The organism is Nocardia sp. NPDC051787, assembly GCF_040681325.1.
In the GTDB taxonomy this organism is placed as follows: domain Bacteria; phylum Actinomycetota; class Actinomycetes; order Mycobacteriales; family Mycobacteriaceae; genus Nocardia.
In genome coordinates, this window is the sequence record NZ_JBFAYO010000028.1 from 70626 (window position 1) to 83877 (window position 13252).

15 protein-coding genes and 2 tRNA genes are annotated in these 13252 nt (G+C 67.7%); 6 read left to right on the forward strand and 11 right to left on the reverse strand.

All coding sequences use genetic code 11. The annotated features are described in order from the left end of the window. Nucleotides 1-160 precede the first annotated feature (160 nt). On the reverse strand, nucleotides 161-634 hold the full coding sequence (bcp, locus tag AB0M45_RS25970) for a thioredoxin-dependent thiol peroxidase (protein ID WP_364334371.1): 474 nt from the start codon (nucleotides 632-634) through the stop codon (nucleotides 161-163). 166 nt (nucleotides 635-800) lie between these two features. Between bcp and AB0M45_RS25975 the strand changes: the two genes are divergently transcribed. After that, complete coding sequence (locus tag AB0M45_RS25975) at nucleotides 801-1022, forward strand: DUF3618 domain-containing protein (protein WP_364334374.1); 222 nt, start codon at nucleotides 801-803, stop codon at nucleotides 1020-1022. An 87-nt stretch (nucleotides 1023-1109) separates the two neighbouring features. On the opposite strand, the gene AB0M45_RS25980 is transcribed toward AB0M45_RS25975, so the two are convergent. Both AB0M45_RS25980 and AB0M45_RS25985 read right to left on the reverse strand, forming a co-directional pair. After that, nucleotides 1110-1406, reverse strand: a complete 297-nt coding sequence (locus AB0M45_RS25980) for an excalibur calcium-binding domain-containing protein (protein ID WP_364334377.1) — start codon at nucleotides 1404-1406, stop codon at nucleotides 1110-1112. A 133-nt stretch (nucleotides 1407-1539) separates the two neighbouring features. Next, on the reverse strand, nucleotides 1540-2517 hold the full coding sequence (locus AB0M45_RS25985) for a pirin family protein (protein ID WP_364334380.1): 978 nt from the start codon (nucleotides 2515-2517) through the stop codon (nucleotides 1540-1542). Nucleotides 2518-2587: 70 nt separating this feature from the next. Between AB0M45_RS25985 and AB0M45_RS25990 the strand changes: the two genes are divergently transcribed. Then, nucleotides 2588-3040 (forward strand): MarR family winged helix-turn-helix transcriptional regulator, encoded by a 453-nt coding sequence (locus AB0M45_RS25990; RefSeq protein WP_364334383.1) that lies wholly within the window; start codon nucleotides 2588-2590, stop codon nucleotides 3038-3040. A 20-nt stretch (nucleotides 3041-3060) separates the two neighbouring features. Here the strand turns inward: AB0M45_RS25990 and AB0M45_RS25995 are convergent, their stop codons facing one another. From AB0M45_RS25995 to AB0M45_RS26010, 4 genes are all read right to left on the reverse strand, one after another. Next, a complete protein-coding gene (locus AB0M45_RS25995; RefSeq protein ID WP_364334386.1) occupies nucleotides 3061-3588 on the reverse strand; it encodes a DUF1992 domain-containing protein in 528 nt (175 codons plus the stop codon). A gap of 94 nt (nucleotides 3589-3682) precedes the next feature. Beyond that, nucleotides 3683-3997, reverse strand: a complete 315-nt coding sequence (locus tag AB0M45_RS26000; RefSeq protein ID WP_364334389.1) for a hypothetical protein — start codon at nucleotides 3995-3997, stop codon at nucleotides 3683-3685. Nucleotides 3998-4178: 181 nt separating this feature from the next. After that, nucleotides 4179-4805, reverse strand: coding sequence for a transglycosylase SLT domain-containing protein (locus tag AB0M45_RS26005; protein ID WP_364334392.1), 627 nt, complete (start codon nucleotides 4803-4805; stop codon nucleotides 4179-4181). 717 nt (nucleotides 4806-5522) lie between these two features. Further along, nucleotides 5523-5595, reverse strand: a tRNA-Lys gene (locus AB0M45_RS26010). 304 nt (nucleotides 5596-5899) lie between these two features. Between AB0M45_RS26010 and AB0M45_RS26015 the strand changes: the two genes are divergently transcribed. Then, the gene (locus AB0M45_RS26015; protein WP_364334395.1) at nucleotides 5900-7132 is read left to right on the forward strand and encodes an Ig-like domain-containing protein; all 1233 of its coding nucleotides are present in this window, start codon (nucleotides 5900-5902) and stop codon (nucleotides 7130-7132) included. 340 nt (nucleotides 7133-7472) lie between these two features. On the opposite strand, the gene AB0M45_RS26020 is transcribed toward AB0M45_RS26015, so the two are convergent. Continuing rightward, a complete protein-coding gene (locus AB0M45_RS26020; RefSeq protein WP_364334398.1) occupies nucleotides 7473-8081 on the reverse strand; it encodes a TetR/AcrR family transcriptional regulator in 609 nt (202 codons plus the stop codon). Between the two features lie 64 nt (nucleotides 8082-8145). Between AB0M45_RS26020 and AB0M45_RS26025 the strand changes: the two genes are divergently transcribed. Both AB0M45_RS26025 and AB0M45_RS26030 read left to right on the forward strand, forming a co-directional pair. Then, the gene (locus AB0M45_RS26025; protein ID WP_364334401.1) at nucleotides 8146-8553 is read left to right on the forward strand and encodes a PaaI family thioesterase; all 408 of its coding nucleotides are present in this window, start codon (nucleotides 8146-8148) and stop codon (nucleotides 8551-8553) included. 360 nt (nucleotides 8554-8913) lie between these two features. Next, the gene (locus AB0M45_RS26030; RefSeq protein WP_364334404.1) at nucleotides 8914-9165 is read left to right on the forward strand and encodes a hypothetical protein; all 252 of its coding nucleotides are present in this window, start codon (nucleotides 8914-8916) and stop codon (nucleotides 9163-9165) included. 92 nt (nucleotides 9166-9257) lie between these two features. Here AB0M45_RS26030 and AB0M45_RS26035 read toward each other — a convergent pair. Together AB0M45_RS26035 and orn are read right to left on the reverse strand one after the other, a co-directional pair. After that, a tRNA-His gene (locus tag AB0M45_RS26035) sits at nucleotides 9258-9330 on the reverse strand. Between the two features lie 55 nt (nucleotides 9331-9385). Further along, nucleotides 9386-10042, reverse strand: coding sequence for an oligoribonuclease (orn, locus tag AB0M45_RS26040; protein ID WP_364334407.1), 657 nt, complete (start codon nucleotides 10040-10042; stop codon nucleotides 9386-9388). Nucleotides 10043-10294: 252 nt separating this feature from the next. On the opposite strand from orn, the gene AB0M45_RS26045 reads away from it, so the two are divergent. Further along, nucleotides 10295-11983, forward strand: a complete 1689-nt coding sequence (locus AB0M45_RS26045; RefSeq protein WP_364334410.1) for a helicase HerA-like domain-containing protein — start codon at nucleotides 10295-10297, stop codon at nucleotides 11981-11983. 87 nt (nucleotides 11984-12070) lie between these two features. Here AB0M45_RS26045 and cmrA read toward each other — a convergent pair whose 3' ends face one another. Then, complete coding sequence (gene cmrA, locus AB0M45_RS26050; protein ID WP_364334413.1) at nucleotides 12071-12874, reverse strand: mycolate reductase; 804 nt, start codon at nucleotides 12872-12874, stop codon at nucleotides 12071-12073. Nucleotides 12875-13252 lie beyond the last annotated feature (378 nt).

The window sequence follows — 13252 nt, forward strand, 5'->3', positions numbered from 1 at the left end:
CGCGAGCCGGGCCGCGAACGGTGCTCGTAAGACTCGCACCCGACGGGCTGGGAAAGCGGAGCGAACAGATTTGTGGTCAGCCGCACATGCGGCTCGGCAGTAACCCGGTCTCGGCCCGGCCCCCCTTGTGGCACCGGGCTTTTCGCTGCGTCGTGGCGAGCTAGACCGACAGGTCGCGCCGTAGCTTGGCGACGTGGCCGGTGGCGCGGACGTTGTACTGCGCCGCGGCGATCTTGCCCTGCTCGTCCACCAGGAAAGTGGACCGGATGACGCCGACGACCGTCTTGCCGTACATGGTCTTCTCGCCGTATGCGCCCCATGCGGTGAGCACGGCGCGCTCGGGATCCGACAGCAGCGGGAAGGTCAGCCCTTCGGCGTCGCGAAACTTGGCCAGCTTGGCCGGTTTGTCCGGCGAGATGCCCACGACGTCGATGCCCGCGCCATTCAGTTCCGCCAGGTTGTCGCGGAAATCGCAGGCTTGCTTGGTGCAGCCCGGCGTGCTGGCGGCGGGGTAGAAGTACACGATCACCTTGCGGCCGCGGTAGTCGGCGAGCGAGACGTCTTTGCCGTCGGCGTCTGGCAGCGTGAAGTCGGGGGCGGTGTCGCCGGGGGAGAGTCGTTGGTTGGTGGTCACCTCCAGCACGGTAACCGAACGCTCGGACAGGACATCCTCGCGCGGCCCGATCGCGGGGTGTGGGGGCGGATAGACTCGTCCGCGTGCCCTGGGCGCTCCATGAACGGCCGAGCATGCGGCGTGGTTCGTGCCCCAGGCGCGGCAATCGACAACAGGAGGGTGGAACGTGGCAAGGGATACCGAGCGGATCGAGCGGGAGATCGAGGCCGCCCGCACTCGGCTGGCGAGCACGCTCGACGAACTCGCGGTACGCGCGGATCCGCACCGGATCGCGGACGACACCAAGCAGATCGTGGTCGCGAAGCTGAACGAGCCGAAGGTGAAGTACAGCCTGATCGGCGCCGCCGCCCTGTTCGTCGGGGTGGTGCTGCTGAAGATCTTCCGCTAGCGCGCCGCGCGAGATCTTCCGCTGAGCTGAAAACGACGACACCCGGTGTGGCGATGCCCACCGGGTGTCGTCGTTGTCGCGGTCGGTTCAGACCGTCGGGCAGGCGAAGCCGTCGCCGTCGGGATCCAGGTGTGGGCCGAAGCCCGGTTCGCCGCGGAACAGCGGGGCCCGTCCGGCGGCGCGGGCATCGTCGCAGTTGGCGAAGGCGCCACCAGCCGAGCCGCTCTGCGACATATTGGCCGAGCCGGTCGCGGCGGAGCCGGTGTCGACGGCCGAGGAGCCGGTTCCGGAGGAACCGGTCGGAGGGGCGGCTAGGGCGGCCGGTGCCGCGAGAAAGGTCATTCCCGCGACGGCCGCGCTGACGGTGAGCCGGCGAACGTTCATGTATTCCTCTGTTGTCTGCTGCGGTGGATGGGGCGTCCGACCGGACGCCGCATCCACTGTTGTGACGGCTCGCTCTCTTGTCAACCGCAGGGGGACGGAACTAGGGCATTAGGGGTCGCGAAGACGGCGGACGTCAGGCCGTCGGCGCGGCGCCGCCGGAGTGCTCGGCCGGGATGTTTCCCATCCGCCCGGCCTGGTAGTCCTCGATCGCCTCGATGATCTCCGCGCGGGTGTTCATCACGAACGGCCCGTACTGCACCACGGGTTCCCTGATCGGCTGGCCACCCAGCAGCAGAACCTCCAGCGTGCCCGTCCGATTGTCCTGGCGCGCATCGGATGTCACGGTGATCGCGTCCCCGCCGCCGAAGACCGCCAGTTGTCCTTCGCTCAGCGGCCTGCGCTCGGCGCCGACCGTGCCACTGCCGGACAGCACGTACGCCATCGCCGTGAACTCCTGCGGCCATGGCGTTTCCAGCCGGCCGCCGGGTGAGATCGAGGCGTGCGCGTAGGCGATCGGCGTGTATGTCGAACCGGGACCGGTGAATCCGCCGACCGCACCGGCGATGAGCCGGACCAGCGCGCCGCCGTCGTGCGAGCTCACCAGGGTCAATTCGCCCGCACGCAGATCCTGGTAGCGCGGGGTCGCGAACTTCAGTGTGCGCGGCAGGTTCACCCAGAGCTGGATGCCGTGGAACCAGCCGCCGGAGGCGACCATCTCCTCCGGCGGGACCTCGTCGTGCAGGATGCCGGAGCCCGCGGTCATCCACTGGGTGTCGCCCTCGCCGATGACGCCCCCTCCGCCGTGCGAATCGTGGTGCACCATGGTGCCGTCGAGCATGTAGGTCACCGTCTCGAAGCCGCGGTGCGGATGCCAGGGCGCGCCCTTGGCCTCGTGCGGTTCGTAGGCGACCGGGCCCATCTGGTCGAGCAGGATGAACGGGTCGGCCGCGCGTAGATCCATGCTCGGGAAGGGCCTGCGCACTTCGAATCCCGCGCCCTCGCGCTGTTTGTGGGCGGTGACCACGCTGCGGACCGGCCGCTCGCGCAGCGTGACGTCGGGTCGGGGGAGGCGCGGCAGGACCATGATGTCGGGAACGGTGACGGCGGGCATGGGGACCTCCTCGGGAGTTGGTGTCCATGTCAACCAACCGTGACTACACTTCATTCCCATGGTCCGGTGGTTGAGTGACGACGAGCAGGAGACCTGGCAGGCCTATGTGCGGCTGCGCCAGCGTTTGGACGGGGCGATTTCGGCCGGGCTGGCCGAGGATGGCCTGTCCCTGGCGGACTACGAGTTGATGGTGGCGCTGTCCGCGGCGCCGGGCGGCTGTCTGCGCGCCAAGGAACTGGCTACCGAGGTGTGCTGGGAGAAGAGCCGGTTGTCCAAGCATCTGGCCAGGATGGACGCCCGCGGGCTGGTCGAGCGGCGGCCCGCCGAGGAGGACGCCCGCGGCATCATCGTGCAGCTCACGCCGGAAGGGCGTACCGCGCTGGAGCGGGCCGCGCCGAACCACGTGGATCTGGTCCGCCGCGTGTTCGTCGAGCCCATGACGGCGGCGGAGGCGCGGGCGCTGCGCACACTCGCGGAGAAAGTCGTCGCCGAAGTGAAGCAAGCGACCGAACTGGACGCCTGATCGCGTCGGAGGGGACCGCGCTACTCGGCGCGGGTTCCGCCAAGCCATCGGCGCCACCAGCGGCGTCGGGGCGGGTGGGTGATGGCCTCGTCGCCGCGCGCCTGCGACGCCCCCCGCGACGATGCCGCGCGACGCTTGCGCGCCGCATCGCGCTCGGTTCGCCATTGCGCGACCACTTCATCCGCGTTCACCGGCGCGATTGGCACGAACGGCCCCTGCGGCAGGCGCAGCCACTCCACGATGCGTTTGTTCAGCTCGCTCACCGCCGCCCGTACCTGCCGCTCGGCGGCGAACTCGCGCACCGTCTCGGGCAGGCGCTCGATATCGCGCCGCAGCAGCAGCGAGGGCGGCAGCAGGGCGTTGCCGTCGACTCCCTGGCGCAGGAGGTACCCGCGCAACCACCAGTCCTCGTCGTGGACCGCACCCGCGCCGGGAATCGGCTTGCCCGTGCCGGGAAGGTTGTCGAATTCGCCGCGCTCGGCCGCCTCGTGGATCTGCTTTTCGATCCACGATTCGAAGGTCAGCTTCGACGGCTTGCGCTCGGTCATCGCGACGGCGGTGGCGACGGATGCATGAAGCCCAGTCTACGGAATCTTGTAGTAGACGTGGAAAGTCTTGGGGCGGAATGCTTTTGGGTGACGCTCAGGACCACGGGGTGATCGGCGGCTTGACCCAGAGCAGTTTCTCGTCGGCGTGCTCGCGCCGTGCCGCGGGATGCTCCGGATGGCGGGCCGCCCAGTCGTCCTTTTCGTCCAGCAGCTTCGCGACCGTCACCCAGGTCTCGTCGGTGCTCGGCGGATTGGTCTCGGCGGCCCTGGCCAGCTTTCGTCGCACGGCTGCGGACATCACGAGCACCTCGGCGCCGGAGATGCCGCGCTGCCAGAGGTAGGTCGCCAGCCGTCGCGCTTTCTCGGCGCGGCTCTTGGCCGCCGCCTCGCTGTGTGCGTAATCGGTCATGGCGTGTCCATGGGTCGGAGGTACGCATCGACCTTAATGGGCGCTGACGGACGTGGTCCGTCCTCGCCCACGCGCGGCCGGAGTGCAGGCGCAGGTACGCCCAGCCGACCGAGCGGGACCCGCCGGAACGCGCCGCGGCCTCCCCATCGGCGGATGGGGAGGCCGCGGCGCGGTGGCGGACTCAGTACGCGCTGTTGACGTTGTCCATCGAGCCGTAGCGGTGCGCCGCGTAGTTGCAGGCGGCGACGATGTTGGCGACCGGATCCCAGATGTCCCAGGAGGTGCCCTCGACGTGGTAGGCCCGGAAGGTCGGATCGATCACCTGCAGCAGGCCCTTGGACGGGATGCCCGCGGCGGCGTTGGAATCCCACAGGTTGATGGCCTGCGGGTTGCCGGAGGACTCGCGAATGATGTTGCGGTGGATCCCGTGGTAGCTGCCCGGGATGTTGTTCGCCGCCATGATGTCGAGTGCCTGGCGGATCCAGCCGTCCAGGTTGTTGGCGTACACCGGCGCGGGCGGAGGGGGCATCGGCGCCGGGGCCGGCTCCGGGGCAGGGGCGGGAGCAGGCAGGGGCGCGGGGATCGCCTCAGCGACCGGTGCGGCGGCGGGCGCGGGTGCGGCGGGCGCGGGAGCGGGGGCGGCCTGCTGCTCGGCGGCCACCATGGCGATGCGAGACGGGACGCTGTTGTCGGCCACGGACGCCGCGGAGGAGGCTGCCACGGCCACGACACCCGCGGCGGCGACGGCGACGGTGATGGTTTCGCGAAGCGAGGGGCGACGGAGGGCGGAAAGGCGTCTGTCAGGCATTGCGAATCGGTTCCTTTATCGGGGACTTTCTCGATCCGGCCGCGTTCGGGCAGCACGGATCCTGCGGCGGACGCTCATGGACGTTCGCCGAAACGGCCATCTGCTGTTGTGTGCTTTGGTTGTGGGGGAGCTATGTCCCCGGAACGCGACGCGCTTCGTGCGTGCGGCGCCGGTTCGCCCTCGATGGGGCCTGGAGCGCGGTGTGGCGCGGGACTCCGCATCCTGGATGCGAAGAGACGGGCGGAAGTATGGGTATCGCGGGTCCGTTGCCGGATCCGCTCCGCCGATCGCGTTGGCTGACAGCTGCCATCCGTGCGATCGTTACCGAATCGGTGTCTACAACTCCTCGGGCTGACCAAACTTCAGGTCGCTTTGTGACCTGATTGCAGAATGGTCACGCTTGGTTAACGGAGGGTGAACGAACTATGAATGAACGGGGGCGACGATCTTGGAAAGCTCACGACAAGGCCAAGGAATCGTCATCTGAGCTGGGAGTTCGCTGATAAACCTGATGTGGTCTACTTCACAGAAGTTTTCGGCCGTTCAACTGGATTTCAGTGGTCTCGTAGGGGTGGAGGTGTCTGAATTGAGACCTCTGGTGTTTCTGTGAAATAGCGCAGGTCACGCGAAGGTCACGGAGATTTCCGGCGCCGGGGACAAGAAAAGACCGTGCCCTTGCCGTCCGACGACTGGCAAGGGCACGGTCTTTCTGTGCTGTGCGCCATCAGGGACTCGAACCCCGAACCCGCTGATTAAGAGTCAGCTGCTCTGCCAATTGAGCTAATGGCGCGCGCAGCGTTTCCCCGCTGCGGGACAAACCTTAACAGGCCGAGGTGCCAGAAGTGAAATCGTGCTCTGACCGGCGCTGATGTGTGGTCTGCCGTGCTGGTAACGCCCGGGTGCGCGGAGTTGATCTATCGGTTGTAACGCTGCAGTGACGGGCGCGGTGTTCACATTGGCCCAGGCGTGACGTGCTGGCAGAATGTCCGATTGTGGTCCCGACCGCCGCGACACGGCGAGGTGAGCGGCGTGGTGGTTGGTATCCGAAGCCATCGGTGCGTTCCGGGAGCACCGAGACTTGAAACGGGGTTGAAATGAGCGTTGGTAAGGGTCGGCGCAGACCGGCCACGCGGTGGTCGATACGCACGATCGCCGCACCTGTGATCGTCGTTGCCGTCGCCGCACTGGCGTTGACTGGGTGCTCGTCATCCGACGCCTCGCGCGCCGCGCAGGTGGCCATCGATCGCAACCCCATCACGGAGTTGATCAAGCCCAAGCTGCTCTCTCCGGTCAAGGACGGCGAGGTGGGGGTCTCGCCGGGTATGCCGATGACGTTCAAGGTCGAGGACGGCAAGCTCACCAACGTGAACTTGGTCAGCCCGCAGGGCAAATCCGTGACCGGCAAGCTGGCCGCCGATGGACGGTCCTGGGAGACCACCGAGGTACTCGGCTACGGCAAGACCTACCGGTTGAAGGCTGACGCGATCGGGCTCGGCGGCGCGAATTCCACGACGCTCAGCTTTACCACCAGCTCGCCGGACAACCAGACCAAGCCCTATCTGGTCCCGGGCGAAGGGGAGGTGGTCGGCATCGGTCAGCCGGTGGCCGTTCAGTTCGACGAGAACATCCCCGACCGCAAGGCCGCGCAGGCCGCGATCAAGATCACAACCGAGCCGCCGGTGGAGGGCGCGTTCTACTGGGTGAACAACCGCGAGGTGCGCTGGCGCCCGGAGCATTTCTGGGCGCCGGGGACGAAGGTCACCATCGACGTGAACGTCTATGGGCGTGATCTCGGTGACGGCCTCTACGGCCAGGACAACATCCACTCGTTCTTCACCATCGGTGACGCGGTGATCTTCACCGCCGACGACAACACCAAGCAGGTGACCGTCGAGCAGAACGGGCAGGTGATCCGGACCATGCCCACCTCGATGGGCAAGGCCGGCACGCCCACCGACAACGGCATCTACATCGTGGCCGACCGGCACGAGAAGATCATCATGGACTCCTCGACCTACGGCGTGGCGGTCAATTCGCCGGATGGCTACAAGACGCCGGTGGACTACGCGACGCGACTGTCCTACAGCGGCATCTTCTTCCACTCGGCGCCGTGGTCGGTCGGACAGCAGGGATACTCCAACGTCAGCCACGGCTGTCTGAACCTCAGCCCGGCGAACGCGCAATGGGTGTACCAGAACGCCAAGCGCGGTGACATCACGATCGTGAAGAACACCGTGGGCGGCACGCTGTCGGGCGTAGACGGCTTGGGCGACTGGAACATCCCGTGGCCGGCCTGGAAGGCCGGCAACGCGGACGACAACCGCTGAGCCACAGCACGAGAACGCCGAACGGGCCACCGGATCCGGTGGCCCGTTCGGCGTTCCACGGCGCCCTGCGGCACCTGCTCCCGGCTATGGTTGGTTGCCCGCCGTAGTGGCACGCTGACCACCGACCCCAACCTCGTGCCCGTGCGGGGCTTCACCTGTACCGGCGAGGCCGGTGACTGTAACGCGGCCGGTGTCGCGGAGTGGAATATCGCCATTATCTCGAGGACCGGACTCATCCGGCGTAGCGATAGCGCCGATGCTGAAAGGTCTAGGCGATCTCGTCGATGGTGTATCGGCGTTTGCCGCGCTCGTCGAGTGGGTCGTACATTTCGGTGCTCGATCAAACGGTGGCTCTGTCCGCTTCGGCTGGCAAGCTGTTCAGCAGGGTGCGCACCATGGTTGGTACCTGGACGTCGAGTTCTGTGGGTATCGGCCGGTCGGCAGTGAGATATCGCCGCACCGCGGCGTAGGGCAGGTCGACAACGGTGAGAACGATCGTTGCCGTGGACAATCCGGTTTCGGTGCGTAACGAGTGGACGAGTTCGCGGATGGCTGCATCCCACCGGGCTGCTTCGCGGGCGCGCTCCTCACGTGCGGTGGCGGGCCAGCTCTGGGGAGCAAAGTGGTGGACACCCGCGAGCAGGACCTGCGCATCGAGCGGGCTGCTCCGGCACCACCGCACGATGTGGCCTGTGATCGCGGCGGCGGCCTCGACCGGATCGTCCTCGTCGAACAGGTCGTAGGCGTCCCGATGCAGCTGCCCGACGGCCCTGTTCCACAGGGCAGCCAGCAGTGAGGGCCGGTCGGCGAAGCGATGGTAGACCGACCCGCTCGGTGCACCGGATTCCCGGATCACACCGGACATCGTGACGCCAGCGGGACCCTGCGTAGCCAGCAGCCGCGCAGCAGCGTCGAGGATCGCCGCGGTGTCGTGTACGAATCTCACCACGCTGTAGAGATTACTCTCCAGACACCTTGTAGAGTGAAGTCTCTACAAGAGTGAGAGGCCGACCATGACCATTACCACCGAAGACGTCTACCGACTTGCTCCGTTCGTCCGCACCCTCGGAGTGGAGTTCACCGAACTCACAGCCGCCGCAGTCACTGCCCGCCTGACCCACACCGTCGAGCTGTCGACCACAGGGGGTGGCCTGCACGGCGGTGCCCTGATGGGGTTGGCCGATGCGGTTGCCGCGGTCTGCGCGGTGCTCAATTCCGCCCCGGGGGCGCTGCCCGCGACGGCCGATTCGACGACGCATTTCCTGCGTCCGGTCCGCGGAGCGGCGCATGCGGTCGCCGAGCCGATGCGGATCAGCCGCAATGCAGTGGTGGTGGGTGTACAAATCACCGACGAATCCGGCGAGCTGTGCGTCCACGTGATCCAAACAGTGCAGACACGCGTTCCGCACGCCGCTGCCTGAGGCCGAAAGATCGGCGACCCGAGCCACGGCTCAGGAGCAGGGCATGGATCGCGGCGGACCCGTGATTCCGACGGTCACCCGCCGCCACCGATCGTGCTCCCGGCGGGGCGTGTCGAAGATGGAAACGGGGACGACCTGCGGTTTGCGGGTGGACGTTGGTGATCGAAGCCGACTGTTATAGGCGGGTGGTGCCGTCGGTTTTCTGGGCCGCTTGCCATCGTGCCATCTCGAGGAGGACATTGGCCTGTTGCTGGGCGAGAACCTCGTCCTCGGCTTCGTCGAGGGGTGAGATGTCGTTGTCCGCGTACCGGCGATACTCACACCGGTCTCCTCTTCGATACCGGTCAGGTGGTCGATGTAGTGGCGGGACCACTCGCCCACGGTCCACGTGACGGCATCCACTGTGGTGGCGTGTTCGGCGGCCAAGACCTGCAGCGCCTTGTCCGGCCCGACCTGGTCCAGCAGGCGCCGCCAGCGCACCGCCCCGGTGGGATCATCGAAACTCTGGGACGACTGGACGCCGTGGCGGCGGAACAGGATCTGGGTGTGGGTGCTGCCGTCGCGGCGGGAGCGGTGCCGATACTGGACATCTGTAACCCTTCCGGGTCGTAGATGGCGCTAGTGCCGACATCCCCTCACATGCACGGTTCGTTGACCGCTGGTCAGGAGCTCGAATTTCGAGCCCCTGACCAGCAGGTTCTCCGGGTGAGCGACGGGACTCGAACCCGCGACAGCCAGGATCACAACCTGGTGCTCTACCAACTGAACTACGCTCACCATCGCCGGTGAACAACCGGCGGGCTAGATATTAGCGTGTCACCCCGCCGACTCCCTAATCGGTTTCCGGCGAGCCGTTGACCTGGGCCGATTCAGCGACCTCTTCGACGACCTCCTCGGCCACCTCGGCGGCGACCGCGGCGATCTCGGTGGTGGATGGCCCGGGCGGGGCGACGAACGCGGTGCGCCGGTAGTACTCCAGCTCGCGGATGGACTCCTTGATGTCGGCCAGCGCGCGGTGGCTCAGGCCTTTTTCCGGCTGGCCGAAGTAGATGCGCGGGTACCAGCGGCGGCACAGTTCCTTGATCGAGCTCACGTCGACCATCCGGTAGTGCAGGTGGGCGTCCAGCAGCGGCATGTCCCTGGCGATGAAACCGCGGTCGGTGGCGATCGAGTTACCGGCCAGCGGCACGGTGCGGGGGGTGGGGATGTACTCGCGGATGTAGTCGAGGATCCGCTGTTCGGCCTCCTCGAGGGTGACAGTGGAGCGGCGCACCTCCTCGGTCAGGCCGGAGCGCGCGTGCATCTCGGCGACCACCGCTGGCATCGCGGCCAGAGCGTCGTCGTCGGCGTGGATGACGATGTCCACGCCCTCGCCGAGGATGTTGAGATCGCTGTCGGTCACGAGCGCGGCCACCTCGATCAGCTTGTCGCTGTCCAGGCGCAGGCCGGTCATCTCGCAATCCATCCACACCATGTATTTGTCGGACACTCGTGCAACATTAGCCGGATCGAATCGCCCGGCCCCTCGGTACGGCACGTTCGCCGACTCCTCGCGTGCCGCGGACGACGGCCGTCGTCCGCGTGCGCGCCCGAATCGGCGCGGCTGTCGGAAGCCGCCGATGAGCGTGGCGAACCCGACCGGCGGGGATACAGTTCTTCCCAGATCGGCACAGGGCCTTTTCGGTGCGACAGCAAATACTGCGTAAAGCAGTCCGAGTCGAACCAGGACGGAGGACGTGCGATGACAACCCCGCAGGAGAAGGCAGCCGCGGCGCGTAAGGCCGCCGACGAAGCGGCGCGGGTCGCGGCGGAGGCGGCGGCCACGGCCGAGGCAGCGGAACGCGAACTGGCCGAGCAGCAGGCGTCCGGCGCCGACGCCGCTGCGACCGCGAAACGAGCCGAGTCGACGGGCGTGAGCGCCGCACAGGAGATCGCCGCGGGATACGCGTTCGCGGGCGCGGCGCTCGAGCTGGGCACCGTTGTGGTGGACGGAAGGGTGGATCCCGGCGCACACGTCCGGATTCCGATGCGGACGCTGAACCGGCACGGCCTGGTCGCCGGGGCCACCGGAACCGGCAAGACGAAGACGCTGCAGGGCATCGCCGAGCAGCTGTCGCGCGCGGGGATTCCGGTCGTGCTCGCCGATATCAAGGGTGATCTGTCGGGCTTGGCCGAGGCGGGAGGGGCGAACGAGAAGCTCGCCGCGCGCGCCGCGGAGACCGGGGCCGAGGACTGGGCGCCACAAACGTTTCCGACGGAATTCGTCTCCGTGGGCACCGGCGGGATCGGCGTTCCGATCCGCGCGACCATCACCTCTTTCGGCCCGGTATTGCTGAGCAAAGTGCTCGGTCTCAACCAGACCCAGGAATCCACCCTCGGCCTGATCTTCCACTGGGCCGACCGCAACGGTCTGGCGCTGCTGGATCTGAAGGACCTGCGCGCCGTGGTCACGCATCTCACCAGCCCCGACGGCAAGGCGGACCTGGAGGGCATCGGCGGCGTGCCCGCGTCCACCGCCGGGGTGATCCTGCGCGCTTTGACGAACCTGGAAGCCGACGGCGGCGACACGTTCTTCGGCGAACCGGAACTCGACCCGGCCGACCTGGTGCGACTCGTGGACGGGCAGGGTGTGATCACGCTGTTCGAGCTGGGCGCTCAGGCGGCGCGGCCGGTCATGTTCTCCACCTTCTTGATGTGGGTGCTCGCCGATCTCTTCCAGACGCTGCCCGAGGTCGGCGACGTGGACAAGCCCGCGCTGGTCTTCATCTTCGACGAGGCGCATCTGCTTTTCTCCGACGCCTCGAAAGCGTTTCTGGATCAGGTGGAGCAGACGGTCAAGCTGATCCGGTCCAAGGGCGTCGGTGTGTTCTTCTGCACCCAACTGCCCACCGACATACCGAATCCGGTGCTCTCCCAGCTCGGTGCGCGAATCCAGCACGCGCTGCGCGCGTTCACCCCGGACGATCAGAAGGCGCTGTCGAAGACGGTGCGCACCTATCCCAGAACCGACGTCTACGACCTGGCGGAGGTACTCACCTCGCTCGGCACGGGCGAGGCCATCGTGACGGTGCTCTCCGAGCAGGGCGCGCCGACGCCGGTCGCCTGGACCAGGATCCAGCCGCCGCGGTCACTGATGGACACCATCGGCCCGGACGTGATCAAATCGCGGGCTTTGTCCAGCCCGCTGGCCGCGAAGTATGGACAGACCTTCGACCGCGAGTCGGCCTACGAATTGCTCGCCGCGAAAGTGGCCGCGGCGTCGCGGGAGCCGGAGCCCGCTCCCGTCCCGGGCCGCGCCGCGACGCGCGAGGAGGAGTCGGCTGCCGAGCGGATCATGAAGAACCCCGCGGTGCGGAGCTTCCTGCGCTCGGCCGCCAGCGCGGCGGGCCGCGAGATCACCCGCACCCTCTTCGGCACCCGGCGCCGCTGAGCACGATTCCACGGTGCCCAGCAGTCGGTCCACCCACGAGTCGCTGGTCCTTTTCGACGTTGTTGAAGCTGTGGTGCCGCGGGTCGCTCAGCCGCCGAGTTTCTTGTAGAACGCGCCCGCGATGGGTGCGGTGAGCGCGCGGGGCCCGTATTGTCCCGCCACGCTCATTCCCTTGCTGATCAAGCCGGGAACAACGCGCATCTTGTTACGGGCAAGTGCGTCGATGGAAACCTTGGCGGTCTGATCCGAGGAGACCCACATGAAGTCGGGCACCATCCGGTCCACGATGGAGGCATCCGCGGGGTCAGGAGTGTCGGTGCGGACCGGGCCGGGGGCCAGCAGGGTGACGTGCACGCCGGAGCCCTTCAGTTCGCCGCGCAGCGACTCGGCGAAAGTGTTCGCGAACGCCTTGCTCGCGGCGTAGGTGGCATTGTTCGGGATCGGCATATTGCCTGCGGCCGAGCCGCTGATCAGGATCCCCCCGCCGCCACGGGCGATCATGCCGGGCAGTACGGCCAGCGTCAGATCGTGCACGGCGACGGCGTTGAGTTCCATCTGTGCGCGTTCGTGGTCGGGGTCGAGGTCCGCGACGGCGCCGAAGGTCGCGATGCCCGCGTTGTTGCACAGGATGGCGATATCGCGCGCGGCCAGCTCCTGCGCCAGCACGCCGCGCTGGGCGCGGTCGGCCAAGTCGACGGGGCGCACCTCGGCGGTGATGCCGTGGGCCAGGGTCAGCCGCTGCGCCAGCTCGGTGAGCAGCTCCTCGCGGCGGGCGACCAGGATCAGCGAGTAGCCGCGCGCGGCGAGCTCGGCGGCGAGCGCGGTGCCGATGCCGGAGGAGGCGCCGGTGACGACCGCGCGGTTCTCGGAAGTGGGGGAGGGCAGGCTCACCGGTGCAGCATAATGGGCGCTGCCGGACGTCGTCCTATACCCGCGCACGGCCGGAGCGGAAGGCGGAGGTACGCCTGGGCGAAGCGCGGCACCACCCGCCCCTACCGTGGCGGCCGCGCTGATAGGGCGGGGCCCGAATGCGCTGTGGTGCAGTTCTTGCGCCATGGCGGTCACCGCCGTCGCCGGGGGCCGAGATGTGGTGTGGCCTGTCGCCTGTTTTCCGGTGGCAGCAGTGCTGCCGCAGCGGCCGGTGCGGTGCGGCGAGTTGCGCACTCACAGAGGCAGCACATATCGCCGCGCGGTGCGGGCAATGCGTCCCGCGGTGGCAGGTGCACTACTTTGCGGGCTGGTCACGCACCCAACCGCAACGGCGGCCGG